We start from the raw sequence: 14,456 nt of genomic DNA, 5'->3' as shown, positions 1-14,456 counted from the left end.
ACCTTCCGCAGGTTTGGAGCGACGCTCTCTCACCTTCCGCAACGTTTCCGGCAACGCTCTCTCGGTCCGCGTGCGCATCCTCGAGGCACCCCGGCCGATCGTGGATCGAACTGACGGCGGTGTTTCTCCCACCGAGTTCCGGGGCCAGTAGCCGCCTTCTGTACCGCCCGCCGTCGAACGCGTACGACGGCGGGAACGCTACCGCCGCGGAATATTCCGGAGGTTGCTGCGTGCCATGCTGACGGCCTCGCCGGCGCCGCGGTTCAGGACCACCTTGGACATTGCCGTCGCGAAGCCAAGCACCTGCGATCCCTTGATCTTCGGCGGGATGGACAACGCTTTCGGGTCGGTGATGAGCTCCACGAGCGACGGTCCCGGGTGAGCGAAGGCTTCGCGGTAGGCGTCCTCAATCCTGGTCGGGTCTGTGACCCGGACTGCATGGAAACCGAGCGCCCGGGCGACTGCGGAGTAATCGGCGTCGGGCACGTCAACACCGAAGTCCGGCAGCCCGTCCACCAGCATTTCGAGTTTGACCATGCCGAGCGTCGAATTATTGAAGACCACCACGTTGACCGGCAGCAGGTGCGCGGCAACGGTGATGAGCTCGCCCAGAAGCATGGACAGGCCGCCATCGCCGGAAACTGAGATCACCTGTCGTCCTGGGTATGCCACCTGTGCCCCGATGGCATGCGGCAGGGCGTTGGCCATGGAGCCGTGGAGGTAGGAGCCGATCAGCCGGCGGGTGCCCAGCGGGTTGATGTACCGGGCTGTCCACACGTTGCACATGCCGGTGTCCGCGGTGAAAACAGCATCCTCGGCCGCTACCTGGTCCAGGAGGGACGCCGCGTATTCCGGATGGATGGGGACCTTCTTCCCGACATTCCGGGTGTAGGCGCCGACGGCCTTGTTCATGAGCCTGTCGTGCTTCTTCAGCATCTGGTTCAGGAAGCGCCGGTTTTTCTTGGGGGCTACCAGCGGCATCAGCGCTTTGAGGGTCGGCAGCACGTCGCCATGGACGGCGATGTCTACGTCGGTCCGCCGGCCGAGCTTATCCGCAGCCCGGTCCACCTGTGCGGTACGGGTGTCCGGAAGAAACTGGTCGTATGGGAAGTCGGTGCCGAGCAGGATCAGCAGGTCGGCGTCCTCGATACCTTCCGCCGCGGCGCCGTAGCCCAGGAGGCCTGTCATGCCGATGTCGTACGGGTTGTCGTACTGCAGGAAGTCCTTGCCCCGCAGCGTGTGGCCGATCGGCGCGCCGATCAGCTCGGCGAGTGCCACAACCTCGTCGTGGGCGCCCTGGGTGCCCGCTCCGCCGAAGATAGCCACCTTGTCTGCCGCGTTGATGGCCTCGGCGAGTTCGCGGACGCTTTCCGGGGCGGGCATGAGCGTTGCGGGCCGGAACGTTGCGGGAAGCGGGGTGGCGCCGGTGGCCTCCAGCCCGGCTATATCGCCGGGAACGGTGACGACGGCGACTCCGCCCAGGGCGACGGCGTGCTGGATCGCGCTGTGCATCACCCGGGGCGCCTGTTCGGCCGTGCTGATGAGCTCTGAGTAGACGGAGCATTCGTTGAAGATCCGGTCCGGATGTGTTTCCTGAAAGAAGCCGCTGCCGATCTGCTTGCTGGGGATGTGCGAGGCGATGGCCAAGACGGGCGCCCCGGAGCGGTTGGCGTCGTACAGGCCGTTGATCAGGTGGAGGTTGCCGGGGCCGCAGGAGCCGGCGCACACGGCCAGCTTTCCTGTCAGCTGGGCCTCGGCCGCCGCAGCGAAGGCTGCGGCCTCTTCGTGCCGGACATGGATCCAGTCGATGCCGCCCTGCTTTGAGCCGCCGGTCTGGCGGACGGCGTCGACGATCGGGTTGAGGCTGTCCCCGACGATTCCGTAGATCCGCTGCACGCCGGCAGCCTGGAGTTGTTCGATGAGCTGGGTGGCAAGTTCCTTGGCCATGGGTGCACGCTCCCGCAATCAGTTGGATGGGCCGACAAGGGCCAATATAGTCCGCCCACCTTGGCGCGGTGTTCAGTTCTTGAACAGGAACGACGACGGCGGCCGCCGTGCCGGGGACCGCAAGGTCAGTGCTAGCCAGCCAGCCGCCGTCTTACTTTCACTTCCTGGAACCGGGATCAGACGTTCAGCGAACTGTACGGGCTGTTGGGACAGAGGGATCCTCGGATTTCCGGGCTTGCAACCAAGGCCGCCCGGCGGCATCGAATGCTTATAAATGGCTAGCGATAGCAGTTCCCTATTTGTTTGCGGCTGGCACTGCTGCCGTGCTGGGGACTCCCTACATTCCCGCATTGGGCGTGGTGCTTCTGGTAACCGGCGTTCAACACGCTTGCGTGCTCGGCGTTCTAAGCAGGCAACCACTGCCCCAACAAAAGTGGAGTCCGGTGCGCCGACTCACACTCAATCTCAGGCAGGCAGTGCACCATGAGGCCCATACACGCTGGGTCGTCCTTCAATCACAGTGGTCGTCCGCTCTCCAAAAGCTGCACCGGCGAGACGCCAAGACAGCAATCAAGGAGGCCAGGGTGTGGCGGACGAAGAACGGCCTTGGGTTGCCTTTCCTGGACTGATCGGGTGAGAGAGCATTTAGGGAAACACTGCAGGAACTGAGAGAGCATTTAGGGAAACACTGCAGGAACTGAGAGAGCGCCCCCTAACTTCCCGAGTGGGCCTGCAGGAACGTGTACACCTCGGTCTCGTCCACGCCTGGGAAGGCACCCGGGGGCATGGCCGCGAGCAGGTGGGAGTGCGCCCGGGCAGAAGGCCAGGCGTTGCCAGCCCACTCCGACGTCAGCGCGGCCGGCGGACGTTTGCAGCAGGTGGGGTCGGGGCAGTTGGACGTTGCCCGGGCCGTCGTCTCCCGGCCGCGGAACCACTTCACGTGCTGGTACGGGACCCCGATGCTCAGCGAGAACTGCCCGCTGGCCGACCGGTCCGTGCGGGCTGTGCACCAGTACGTGCCCGACGGCGTGTCCGTGTACTGGCTGTAGGCGCTGAACTTGTCCGGCACATCGAACACGGCGCGGGAGGTCCATGCCTTGCAGGACGGCTGCCCCTCGATCGCGCCTGTGTGGTCCTGCGGGAAGTTCACGCCGTCGTTCTCGTAGGCCTTATAAATGATCCCGCTCTGGTGGGTCTTCTGGAAATGCGTGGTGATGCCCAGATGCTTGGTGGCCAGGTTGGTGAAGCGGTGGGCCGCGGTCTCGTAGGACACGGCGAACGCGTCCCGGATGTCCTCTACCGCGATCTCCTTCGCGGCCTTGGCTTTTTGCAAAAATTCCACGGTTGCCTGCTCGGGCAGCAGGAGCGCCGCTGCGAAATAGTTGGTCGCTACCCGCTGGGCCAGGAAATCGCCGTAGTTGCGGGGCGTTTCATGGCCCAGGACGTAGTGGCCCAAGGCCTGCAGGAGCACGGAGCGGGGGTCATGGTCCTGCCGTTCGCTCTGCGTCAGATAAATTTTGCGGTTCTTCAAATCGGTCACGGAACGGGTGGAATGCGGCAAATCGCCCACGTGGTGGAGGGTGAATCCGAGGTGCTCCGCGATGTCCGCGATGACGTGCTGGCTCAAGGGCCCGGAGGTGTACCCCACCTGCTTGAGCACCTTCTGCGCCTCGGCCTCGTACTCCGGAAAATAGTTCCCGCGTTCACGCATCATGGCCCGCAGTTCACCGTTCGCGCGGCGGGCTTCCTCCGGCGTCGCCACCTGCTCGTTCATCTTCCGTTCGAGCTCCTGCAACAGCCCCACCTGGGCCTCCAAAACATCCATCGGCAACCGCGAGCTGATGCGGATTTTGGGCAGGTTCAGGGATTCGTAGAGCGGTCCGCGCTGGTAACGTTCGAGCTCAATTTCCAGGCCTGCCCGGCGGCTGGGCGGCTCGGCTCCCAGCAGCTGGTCAATGCCGACGCCGAGCGCCCCGGCCAGGTGCTGCAGCAGCCCCAGTTTTGGTTCCCGCTTGCCGTTCTCGATGAGGCTCAGCTGGCTCGGTGCGGTCCCGACGGCGGCACTCAGGTCATCGAGGGTCAGGCCCGCCTGCTTGCGCAGGTGGCGGACGCGGCGGCCCAGCGCAATGACGTCCAGTTCCGCCGTCGGCGGGGACGACGGCGGCTGCGAAACTTCCCTGTTCCAGCTTGAAGGCGACATTTCTGAAGAATACGCGAAGAAACGCATTTCTTTCCAGCTTTTTCCTCTAGAAAGCGCCTTGAAAGTGCAGAAAAGTAAGTGTCACGAAGGAAAACCCCTCCGGAAACTGGCCGGACCTGCAAAGGCGCAGGGACGGTCAGCCCGGAAAAACTTCCCGGAATGGCCCGGGAGCTAACAAGGAGACAAAGATGACTGCAGCATTTGAGCCCACCCAGCAGACGCCCGACCAGCAGGCCGCCGCACTGGAGCTCGAGTGGGCTGCCAACCCGCGCTGGGAAGGTGTGACCCGTGACTACCAGGCAACGGACGTCGTCCGCCTCCGCGGCCGGGTCTCCGAAGAGCACACCCTGGCCAAGCGCGGCTCCGAGAAGCTGTGGAAGCAGCTCACCGAGGAGCACAGGGAAGGCAAGTACACCAACGCCCTGGGCGCCCTGACCGGAAACCAGGCCGTGCAGCAGGTCAAAGCAGGCCTGCGCGCCATCTACCTTTCCGGCTGGCAGGTCGCCGCCGACGCCAACAACTCCGGCCACACCTACCCTGACCAGTCCCTGTACCCGGCCAACTCGGTCCCCACCGTGGTCCGCCGCATCAACAACGCCCTGCTCCGCGCCGACCAGATCGAGTTCTCCGAAGGCATCCAGACCGTCGAGGACTGGCTGGTCCCGATCGTCGCCGACGCCGAGGCCGGCTTCGGCGGACCGCTGAACGCCTACGAGCTGATGAAGTCCATGATCCAGGCCGGCGCCTCCGGTGTGCACTGGGAGGACCAGCTCGCCTCGGAGAAGAAGTGCGGCCACCTCGGCGGCAAGGTCCTGATCCCCACCCAGCAGCACGTCCGCACCCTGAACGCGGCCCGCCTGGCAGCCGATGTGGCAGGCACTCCCACGGTCGTCATCGCCCGCACCGACGCCGAGGCAGCCACCCTGATCACCTCCGACGTCGACGAGCGCGACCAGGAATTCATCCTCCGCGAAGGCGGACAGCCGGCCCGCACCCCTGAAGGCTTCTACAAGGTCCGCAACGGCATCGAACCCTGCATCGCCCGCGCCAAGGCCTACGCCCCCTACTCGGACCTCATCTGGATGGAAACCGGCACCCCGGACCTCGAACTGGCCCGCAAGTTCGCCGAAGCCGTCAAGGCCGAGTTCCCGGACCAGATGCTCTCCTACAACTGCTCGCCCTCGTTCAACTGGCGCAAGCACCTGGACGACGCCACCATCGCCAAGTTCCAGCGCGAACTCGGCGCCATGGGCTTCACCTTCCAGTTCATCACCCTGGCCGGATTCCACGCCCTGAACTACTCGATGTTCGACCTCGCCCACGGCTACGCCCGCGAAGGCATGAGCGCCTACGTCGAACTGCAGGAAAAGGAATTCGCCTCCGAATCCCGCGGCTACACCGCAACCAAGCACCAGCGTGAAGTCGGCACCGGCTACTTCGACGACATCTCCACTGCGCTCAACCCGAACGCATCCACCTTGGCTCTCGTGGGATCCACAGAAGAAGGCCAGTTCCACTAATCCACGGCCGCCCCTCCGCTCGCAAGCTCGCGAGGGAACCCGGCGGCCGTGGGCCCATCCAGCCCCAAGGTGAGCCGGCAACATCGCTCACCCGAAGGAACGACGGCGGCCGGCACCCAGGTGCCCCTGCCTCGGGCCGGGAAAGGCGATCCGGAAGCGTGCGTAAAAGGGGCCCCATGCCCCGGCTTGGCCGAGCTCTGCGAGGCCCTTGCCGGGCATGGGGAATAGCACGCGGAGGATTGCCTTTTTCGGCCACCCGCCACCAGCCGCCACCGCCGTCACTTTGCTTCTTCTAAGGAGACAGAAATGAACAGCTTCACCGACAACTTCACGATCAACGGGATCACCTTGACCGCTCAGCCGATTTGCCGGCAGGGCGAAGTGCTTACTCCGGACGCTCTGGCCTTCGTTGCAAAGCTGCACAAGGCCACGGCGGGGCGGCGCGAGGAACTTCTGCGGGCGCGTCGTGCCCGGCGGGAGGACATCGCCCGCGGCCAGGACCCGCGTTTCCTGCGGGAGACCGAGTCCGTCCGCAACGATCCGCATTGGCGGGTCGCTCCCCCGGCCCCGGGCCTGGAGGACCGCCGCGTGGAGATCACCGGACCGGTGGACCGCAAGATGACCATCAACGCCCTGAACTCCGGCGCCAAGGTCTGGCTGGCGGACATGGAGGACTCCTCCACGCCGTCGTGGCGCAACGTCATCCAGGGCCAGCTGAACCTCACCGACGCTCTGGAGCGCCGGATCGACTTCACCTCGCCCGAGGGCAAGGAGTACAAGCTCAAGGCCGCCGAAGACCTGCCCACCATCGTGGTCCGCCCCCGCGGCTGGCACCTGCCCGAGAAGCACATGCTGATCAACGGCGAACCCATCGCCGGCGGCATCGTGGACTTCGGCCTGTACTTCTTCCACAACGCCCGCCGCCTCCTGGCCCAGGGCAAGGGCCCGTACTTCTACCTGCCCAAGATCGAAAACCACCTCGAAGCACGGCTCTGGAACGACATCTTCATCCTGGCCCAGGACCTGCTCGGCATCCCGCAGGGCACCATCCGCGCCACGGTGCTGATCGAAACCATCACCGCCTCCTTCGAGATGGAGGAGATCCTCTACGAACTCCGCGACCACGCCGCGGGCCTGAACGCCGGCCGCTGGGACTACATCTTCTCCCTCATCAAGAACTTCCGCACCCGCGGCCCGCGCTTCGTCCTGCCGGACCGTGGCCAGGTGACCATGACGGCCCCGTTCATGCGGGCCTACACCGAACAGCTGGTGCGGGCGTGCCACAAGCGCGGCGCCATGGCTATTGGGGGCATGGCCGCCGCCGTTCCCAACCGCAAGGACGAGGCCGCCAACGCCAACGCCTTCGAGAAGGTCCGCGCGGACAAGACCCGCGAGGCAGCGGACGGCTTCGACGGCTCCTGGGTGGCGCACCCGGACCTGGTGCCCGTGTGCCGCGAGGTGTTCGACGGCGTCCTGGCCGGCCGTCGCAACCAGCTGGACCGTCTGCGTGAGGACGTGACCCCGGACGACCGCGCCCTCATCAATGTCGCCGCCACCCAGGGCAACATCACCGAGCAAGGCATCCGCAACAACATCGAAGTGGGCATCCGCTACATCGAATCCTGGCTGCGCGGCAACGGCGCAGTCGCCATCCACAACCTGATGGAGGACGCCGCCACCGCGGAAATCTCCCGCTCGCAGCTGTGGCAGTGGATCTACTCCCGCGCCATCACGGACCACGGCGAGATCATCAGCCGGGAATGGGTGGAGGAGATGCTGGACGAAGAGTTCGCCCGCCTGGAGCGCTTCGACGGCGACCGCTTTGCCGATGCCCGCGACATCTTCGAGGAGGTCACGCTGAGCGACAAGTTCCCCAGCTTCCTCACGGTTCCCGCGTACGCCCGGTACCTGCACGAAGCCCGCGAGGGCACCGACGCCACGGCCGAGGCGATCGAGGACGAGCTCGTCGCCGCCTGAGCATCGCCCTCTGAACCGGCACAGATTTCCGTCCGCCGGGCCGCCACGCCCTTCGCAACAGGCACCCCCGAAGGCCGGGGAGGCGGCCCGGCAGCGGAACTTCCCTGCAGCGCGAACTGGCAGCTAATGACCCGAAAACCCAGGTTTGAGGGCATCAGCTGCCAGTTCGCGCTGTTGGGGCTTAAGGCTGTTGGGGGTAAGGAGCGAACGACGGCGGGGCCGCGCCTAACGCTGGCGGGGCACCTTCCGCACGGACAGCGTTGTTGAAATGAAGAAGGCCAGCACGGAACCGAGAATCACCAGCAGCGGCGCGGACCAGGTGCCCGAGGCACTGTGGACATAGCCCACCACGGTGGGAGCCAGCGCCGCGACGCCGTAACCAACGCCCTGGACCACGGCCGACATCCTGCCCGCCGACGCCTGGTCGCGTGCGAGCTTGATGATGGCGATGAAGATGAGCGTGATGCCCCCGCCCTGCGCCACTCCCCCGAGCGAGGACCACAGCCACCACAGCTGGGGAACGAACAGCAGCCCCAGCGGAACGGTCAGCCACATGGCACCCAGGGTGACCGCGACCGTCGTCGTACTCATGAACCGGGCCGCAAGCGGCACGCCCAAACCGCCTGCGATGGCCATGATCTGGAACAGCGAGGAGCCTGCCCCCGCGGCGGCAGGGGTCATCCCGAGCACATCGGACAGCAGGCTTGGCAGCCAGGCCGTGACGCCGTAATAGGAGATGGCCTGGCCTGCGAACCCAACTGTCAGGCCCGCCGTGATCCAGCGCGACGCCGGACGGCCGGTCGGGGGCGGGCCGCCCCTGCCGTCATCGGCGGCGGGGACGAAGGCCCGGCGCCCGGACGCGAAGATCCAGAACCCGGCGGCGGCGACGGCGAAGGCCGCCGAGGCCGCAATGGCCGCTCGCCAGCCGGCCAGCTCGGCCAGCGGCGCCGTGACCACAGACGTAACGAACGATCCAACGTTCAGGGCGGCCGTGTAGATGCCCATCGCTGTCCCCTGGCGCCGCGGCGAGAAGTCCCGCCGGATGATCAGCGGCACCGCGATGTTGCCCACGGTGATGGCCAGGCCGAGGATCACGGTACCCGCCATCACCATGGCGCCGCCGCCGGCCGAACGGACCGCTACACCGGCGAGGACACCGGCGAGCGTGAGGGTGATGGCCAGTTCCGCACCGAACCGGCGCCCGGCGAGCGAGGCAAGGGGCGCCGCGAGCGAGAAGCACAGCACGGGGATCCCGGTCAGCAGGCCCAGTTCAACGGGCGAGAACCCCGTATCGTGCTGCATCGGACCCAGTACCGGTGCCACCGCCACGAAGGGGCCGCGCATGTTGAGGGCGATGAGGCCGATGCACGCGAGGAGTATCCAGCTGCGGGGAATCCCGGTTCCGGTGGCGCCCCTCATGCGGCGCAGGGGGCAGGGGGCTGGAAGCGGGAAAGGGGTTTCATCACTCTTATTGCTATCACGCGGCGCCCCGCACGGCGGCAAAGCCCGCTCGTGGTTAGGGCCACAAGTGTACGTTCGCGCCGGTACGTTCTTTAGGGGGTGTTCAGGAACCAGTCCCGCTGGGCGTTGCTGACGCCCGGTGCCTCGCGGAACCGGGCCGGCTGCGCTACCCAGCCCACGCCGTTGGCGATCACCTGGCGGATCTGCGGCTGGTGGTACACGGGGTACTCCTGGTCGCCCGGGCTGAAGTAGAAGATCCGTCCCTTCCCGCGCGTGAACGTCACGCCCGAGCGGAACACCTCGCCGCCTTCGAAGGAGCTGATGAAGATGAGGTCGTCTGGCTCGGGGATGTCGAAGAGTTCGCCGTACATCTCCTGCTTGGGGATGACGATCGGGCTTTCAACACCGGCGGCGATCGGGTGCGAGGGCTTCACGGTCCACACGAGTTCCCGCTCGCCCTCGTTGCGCCACTTCAGTGAGCAGGTGGTGCCCAGCAGCCCGGTGAAGATCTTCGCGAAGTGCCCGGAGTGCAGCACCACCAGGCCCAGCCCGCCGAGGACGTGGCGCTGGACGCGTTCCACCACTTCGTCGCTGACCTCGTCATGCGCCCAGTGGCCCCACCAGAGGAGCACGTCGGTGGCGGCGAGGGTCTCCTCGGAGAGCCCGTGCTCCGGGTCGGCGAGGGTGGCGGTGGTGATGCCGGCGTCCGGGTAGAAGCCCCTGAGCCCATCCGCGATCGCGCCGTGCATGCCGCTGGGGTACATCTCGGCCATGGTTTCCGGCTGGTTGCGGGCCTCGTGGACCCCTTCGTTCCAGACCAGGATGTTGAGTTTTTCGGTCATGTCAGAGCCTCACTTCGCGCTGTTCGAGGGCGGATTTGTAGCAGGCGTCGAGCACCAGGGCACGGGTCAGGGCCAGCGAGCCGTCGTGGGCGCCCCACACAGTCTCGCCGCCGCGGACGGCGTCCACAAAGTCTTCGACCACGGCCTGATGCGCCCGGCCCGGCTCCGCCACCACCACGTAGTCGGCGTTCTCGCCGTCCTTTTCCTTGAAGATCCGGACGTCGGCGACGGGGACGTTGGAGGCCCCGACGGCGCGGAGTTCCGCTCCGCCGTCGGTGCCGTACACGGTGAAGTCCATCAGGTCCTCCTCGTCCCGGTAGGCGGCCCAGCCCGCTTCGAGGATGAGCGTGCCTCCGCCCTCCAGCCGGATGAACGCCGAGGCGAAGTCCTCCACCTCAAACTTGTGCGATGACTTCATGGCCGTGTAGCGGGCGTTGCCGCCCAGGCCGCGGGGGCCCAGCTCAGAATGCGTCGACGCCGAGACGGAGAGGACGCGGGGTTCGCCCAGCAGGTGCAGGGCATAGTCCAGGACGTGGACGCCGATGTCTGCCAGCGGGCCGCCGCCGGCGAGCGCGGGGTTGGTGAACCAGCTGCCCAGCATGGGGATCCCCTGCCGCCGCAGCCACGAAGCCTTGGCGTAGTACGGGCGGCCGAGTTCGCCGTCGTCGATGATGCTTTTCAGCTTTTGGATATCGCCGCGGCGGCGGTGGTTGAAGGCCACGTCCAGGACCCGGCCGGCCTTCCGCGCGGCCTCCACCATCTGGAGGCCCTCTTCGCCGTTCCGGGCCAGGGGCTTTTCACTCAGGACGTGCAGCCCGCGCTCCAGCGCGGCGATGGCGATCGGGGCGTGCAGGAAGGTGGGCACGGCCACGCTGACGGCGTCGAGCCCTTCCAACCCGATCAGGTCCTCCCAGCGCGCAAATGTGCGGGGGACGCTGTACTCGTCTTTGATGCTTGCAAGCAGCTCCGCTTCCATCGCGGCGACCGCAACCAGCTCCACGCCGTCGATCTTCTTGTAGGCCTTGATGTGCTGCTGGCCGGCCCAGCCGATGCCGACGACGCCAACCCTCAGGGGCGCGTTTTTCTGCGTACTCAATGTTCAAGACTCCGATTTCGCTTGGATGTGAAAGTTGGTCTTACGTTGGCGGGGCGGCCCTACCCCGTGGCCTGCAGCGTGGCTTCGATGACCGTCGGGGACAGCACGTGCTGCGTGACCATCTGGCTCGCGCCCAGCACGGCGGCCTTGTCACCGGCCATGGACAGGCCGATGCGCAAGTGGGTTGTGGCGAGCGGCAGGGATCTCCGGTAAACCACCTCACGCACGCCTGCCATGAGGTGCTCCCCGGCCTGGCCGAGGCTTCCCCCGACCACGATGACGGAGGGATTAAGGAGGTTCACCACGGTGGCAAGCACGTCGCCCACGTCCCGGCCGGCCTGGCGCAGGGCCTGGATGGCCTGCAGGTTTCCCTCGGCCACCAGGCGCAGGACGTCCGCCCCTCCCGCCGCCTCCAGGCCCTGTGCCGCCAGTGCCCGTGCCACGGCAGGGCCGGACGCCAGCGCCTCAAGGCAGCCGTAGTTGCCGCACCGGCACAGGACGTCGTCGCCCCTGGGCACGCGGACGTGGCCCAGGTCGCCGGCGGTCCCGTTGGCGCCGCGCTGCAGTTCACCGTTGCTGATGATGCCGGCGCCGATGCCCGTGGCCACCTTGATGAGCAGGAAGTTGTCGTGCTCAGGCCAGTGGGCTGTGCGTTCCCCCAGCGCCATGATGTTCACGTCGTTGTCCACGAGCACCGGTACGGGAAACGAGCGCTGAACGTAGCTGACCACGTCAAACCCGTCCCAGCCCGGCATGATGGGCGGCTTCACAGGCATGCCGGTGGCGTGCTCCACGGGCCCCGGCAGGCCGATTCCGACGCCGGCAAGGTCGCCGACCGTCCGTCCGGTTTCCGCCAGCAGCGACGTCGCCTCGGTAACCACCCGGCCAAGCACCGCCTCGGGCCCTTCGGCCACATCCTGGGCCAGACGCCGCTCGCTGAGGATGTTTCCGCCCAGGTCAGTGACCGCGATGCTCACGTGGGTGGCACCGACGTCGACTGCAAGCACTGCCCGGGCGGCAGGCTTGAAGGCAAAGCGCGACGGCGGCCTGCCGCCGCTCGATGACGCCTCACCAGCGGGTCCCACCAGTCCCGACGCAATGAGTGCGTCGATGCGGGAAGCCACGGTGGAGCGGGCAAGTCCAGTGGTCAGCGCCAGTTCCGCCCGGGTCCGGGCTTTGCCGTCGCGGAGCAGCTGAAACAGGTCACCGGCGCGGGACAGACTGCCCGAGCCGTCGGTGGATACCGGCTCCGCAGTCTGGCCATTACCCGTTCGTGGACTCATGGGTTCAGTGATAGCACGAATGCTTCTGAGTGTCACAGGACACAAAGAATGCCGATCACTTTCCGACTTTTGCTTGACGGTCGTCAAAAGTGGTTCTAGGTTGAGCTGTGAGCCGCATCACCGATTCCGGTCGCGGCGGGCAGAGCTTTTTCCGGCGATTACGAAGAGGTAATGACCTTGTCGAGCCACCACCAACCAGGAGCGCCACTGGGCGTCGGCATCCTGGGCGCGGGGCCTGTTACCCAGGCGATCCACCTGCCATCCCTTGCCAGACTCACCGACATTCTTCAGGTGCGCCACATCATGGACGTGGATCCGGCCGTGGCCGAATCCGTCGCCGGCCGGGTGGGCGCCCGCTTCAGCACCAGCATGGAGGAACTGCTGGCCGACCCCGACGTCGACATCGTCGCCATCTGCAGCCCCCACCAGTTCCATGCCGCGCAGGTCATCGCCAGCTGCCGGGCCGGCAAAAAGGCGGTGCTGTGCGAGAAGCCGTTCGCGATGACCGGCGAGGAGGCAGCCGGAATCTCCGCAGTCTCGGCCGAGACCGGCGTCCCCATTATTGTCGGCGCGATGCACACCTTCGATCCGGGCTGGCTTGCCGCCGAAGCGGCCTGGGGGGACCTGCCGGAGCGGGTCCACACCATCCGTTCCTCCATCGTCCTGCCGCCCAACCCGCGCTTCGAGGACTTCGCCACCGAGATCGTGGGCCGGACTCCCATGCCGTCCCAGGACCTCAGCGACCCCGAGGTCATCAAGGCCCGCCTCCAAGGCGGCGTGATGGGCCTGGCCATCCACGACCTGCCCCTGGTCCGCCGTTTCACCCCCGACTTTGCAGCCGTGGAAGTCCTGCACGCGGAAACCGCCCAGCCCTTCGGCTACGTCATCTCCATGCGCGCCGGTTCCGTCTCCATCGAGCTGCGCGCCGCCATGAACGACACCTGGGAACCTGCCTGGGTGTTCGAGGCCATCGGCGACGACGCTGCACTGAAAATCGATTTCACTCCCTCCTATGTCCACGCCGGGTCGGCCACCGCCCAGATCCGGAAGGCGGGGCAGACCCTGTTCCTGGGCCCCTACGGCCACAACGGCTACGAAGGGGAATGGCGCAAGCTGGCCGAACTGGCCAACGGAACCGGCCAGCCGCCGTCGGCCGAAACCCTGATCCACGATCTTGAGTTCGCCCTGTCCATCGCGGAGGGCGCCGTCGCCCTCGTCGGCACCGGAGCCACCGGCGCCACCGCAGCCGAGGAGGTCAGCGCATGAGCCCGCAGCTGTCCCTGTACGCGGACCCGCAGGCCGAGGCAGCAGGCGCCGTTGCAGCCGTCGCCGCTTCCCTCCCCCTGTCCTTCGCCCCCGCTCCTGCCCAGGGCCCGGCCAAGGACGGTTCGCCGGATGTCATCGCGGTCGCCGGCCACGCCGGCTGGACGCAGCGCGCGGCCGAAGCAATCCGCGGCGGCGCCAAGGGCGTGGTCGTCTCCTCGCCGGTGCCCGAGGACGTGGACCTGCTGGCCGAAGCCGCCGCTGAGTCAGGTTCGGCGGTGGTGCTGGACCAGCGCTGGGCCGGGAACGCGGCCATCGCCGGGTCCAACGGGAAGGTTGACACCGTCATTGGTGGTGCGCTCGCGAACGCCGCCCTGCTGGACTCGGTAGCCGTGGCACCGCCGGGAACCGAGCCCCTGCAGCTGCTGACGGAACAGCTCTCTGTCATCGTGCAGTGCGGCATCGAGCTGCGGAACCCGCGGATGATCCAGCGCAGCCCCAACGGCTACACCGTGGCCGCCACCCTCCCCAACGGCGCGCCGGCGGCACTGCAGGGCATCATGAGCTCGGCGTTGCCGGCCACCGCCACTGTCTCCGTCCTGACCTCCAACGGGAGTGCCGACGTCGTCCTTCCGGACCCCGCAGCGGCCTGGCCGGCCGAAGTCCGCGCCGTCACCGCGGCGGGAGCGACGACGCTTCCCACACTTTACGAATCCGCTCACCGGACCAGCTGGGCCCGGGCCCACTCCCACGTCACGTCCGGCAACCCCGCCGGCGACCTGGCCCAGTTCACGGCGGTCATGGCACTCCTCAGCCAGCTCACCGGTTAGACAGCTTCACCAGCACCTCCAGCGTCACCTGCAATAT

At 66.9% G+C, this 14,456-nt stretch carries 10 protein-coding genes; 4 read left to right on the top strand and 6 right to left on the bottom strand.

Features of this window, described 5'->3' with window-relative positions; genetic code table 11:
- Positions 1-198 precede the first annotated feature (198 nt).
- Positions 199-1,947 (bottom strand): pyruvate dehydrogenase, encoded by a 1,749-nt coding sequence (locus ACFTSA_RS12705; RefSeq protein ID WP_377951689.1) that lies wholly within the window; start codon positions 1,945-1,947, stop codon positions 199-201.
- A 712-nt stretch (positions 1,948-2,659) separates the two neighbouring features.
- On the bottom strand, positions 2,660-4,174 hold the full coding sequence (locus ACFTSA_RS12700; protein ID WP_377951688.1) for a helix-turn-helix domain-containing protein: 1,515 nt from the start codon (positions 4,172-4,174) through the stop codon (positions 2,660-2,662).
- A gap of 161 nt (positions 4,175-4,335) precedes the next feature.
- Between ACFTSA_RS12700 and aceA the strand changes: the two genes are divergently transcribed.
- Positions 4,336-5,667, top strand: a complete 1,332-nt coding sequence (aceA, locus tag ACFTSA_RS12695; protein WP_377951687.1) for an isocitrate lyase — start codon at positions 4,336-4,338, stop codon at positions 5,665-5,667.
- A gap of 306 nt (positions 5,668-5,973) precedes the next feature.
- Complete coding sequence (aceB, locus tag ACFTSA_RS12690; protein WP_377951685.1) at positions 5,974-7,644, top strand: malate synthase A; 1,671 nt, start codon at positions 5,974-5,976, stop codon at positions 7,642-7,644.
- A gap of 225 nt (positions 7,645-7,869) precedes the next feature.
- On the opposite strand, the gene ACFTSA_RS12685 is transcribed toward aceB, so the two are convergent.
- The 4 genes from ACFTSA_RS12685 to ACFTSA_RS12670 all read right to left on the bottom strand — a co-directional run bounded on the left by ACFTSA_RS12685 (position 7,870) and on the right by ACFTSA_RS12670 (position 12,326).
- Positions 7,870-9,063, bottom strand: a complete 1,194-nt coding sequence (locus ACFTSA_RS12685) for a CynX/NimT family MFS transporter (RefSeq protein ID WP_377951683.1) — start codon at positions 9,061-9,063, stop codon at positions 7,870-7,872.
- 134 nt (positions 9,064-9,197) lie between these two features.
- On the bottom strand, positions 9,198-9,947 hold the full coding sequence (locus tag ACFTSA_RS12680; protein WP_377951681.1) for a ThuA domain-containing protein: 750 nt from the start codon (positions 9,945-9,947) through the stop codon (positions 9,198-9,200).
- Between the two features lies 1 nt (position 9,948).
- A complete protein-coding gene (locus tag ACFTSA_RS12675) occupies positions 9,949-11,043 on the bottom strand; it encodes a Gfo/Idh/MocA family protein (RefSeq protein WP_377951679.1) in 1,095 nt (364 codons plus the stop codon).
- Positions 11,044-11,102: 59 nt separating this feature from the next.
- On the bottom strand, positions 11,103-12,326 hold the full coding sequence (locus tag ACFTSA_RS12670; RefSeq protein WP_377951677.1) for an ROK family transcriptional regulator: 1,224 nt from the start codon (positions 12,324-12,326) through the stop codon (positions 11,103-11,105).
- 171 nt (positions 12,327-12,497) lie between these two features.
- Here ACFTSA_RS12670 and ACFTSA_RS12665 point away from each other — a divergent pair, with 171 nt between their 5' ends.
- Together ACFTSA_RS12665 and ACFTSA_RS12660 are read left to right on the top strand one after the other, a co-directional pair.
- Entirely contained in the window at positions 12,498-13,592 is a 1,095-nt protein-coding gene (locus tag ACFTSA_RS12665; RefSeq protein ID WP_377951675.1) for a Gfo/Idh/MocA family protein, read from the top strand.
- Complete coding sequence (locus ACFTSA_RS12660; protein WP_377951673.1) at positions 13,589-14,419, top strand: hypothetical protein; 831 nt, start codon at positions 13,589-13,591, stop codon at positions 14,417-14,419. Before ACFTSA_RS12665 ends, ACFTSA_RS12660 begins: the two co-directional genes overlap by 4 nt.
- The last annotated feature ends 37 nt before the right edge of the window (positions 14,420-14,456 follow it).

The sequence above is a fragment of the Arthrobacter sp. NPDC057013 genome, from assembly GCF_042674585.1.
Lineage (GTDB): Bacteria > Actinomycetota > Actinomycetes > Actinomycetales > Micrococcaceae > Arthrobacter.
The sequence above is the reverse complement of the archived record's forward strand: the minus strand, read 5'-3'. Positions and strand labels throughout refer to the sequence as shown.

Coding starts and splice junctions, on each gene's coding strand:
- ACFTSA_RS12670 (WP_377951677.1), bottom strand. CDS start 12,326: ATGAGTCCACGAACGGGTAATGGCCAGACTGCGGAGCCGGTATCCACC.
- ACFTSA_RS12665 (WP_377951675.1), top strand. CDS start 12,498: ATGACCTTGTCGAGCCACCACCAACCAGGAGCGCCACTGGGCGTCGGC.
- ACFTSA_RS12705 (WP_377951689.1), bottom strand. CDS start 1,947: ATGGCCAAGGAACTTGCCACCCAGCTCATCGAACAACTCCAGGCTGCC.
- aceB (WP_377951685.1), top strand. CDS start 5,974: ATGAACAGCTTCACCGACAACTTCACGATCAACGGGATCACCTTGACC.
- ACFTSA_RS12700 (WP_377951688.1), bottom strand. CDS start 4,174: ATGCGTTTCTTCGCGTATTCTTCAGAAATGTCGCCTTCAAGCTGGAAC.
- aceA (WP_377951687.1), top strand. CDS start 4,336: ATGACTGCAGCATTTGAGCCCACCCAGCAGACGCCCGACCAGCAGGCC.
- ACFTSA_RS12660 (WP_377951673.1), top strand. CDS start 13,589: ATGAGCCCGCAGCTGTCCCTGTACGCGGACCCGCAGGCCGAGGCAGCA.
- ACFTSA_RS12680 (WP_377951681.1), bottom strand. CDS start 9,947: ATGACCGAAAAACTCAACATCCTGGTCTGGAACGAAGGGGTCCACGAG.
- ACFTSA_RS12685 (WP_377951683.1), bottom strand. CDS start 9,063: ATGAGGGGCGCCACCGGAACCGGGATTCCCCGCAGCTGGATACTCCTC.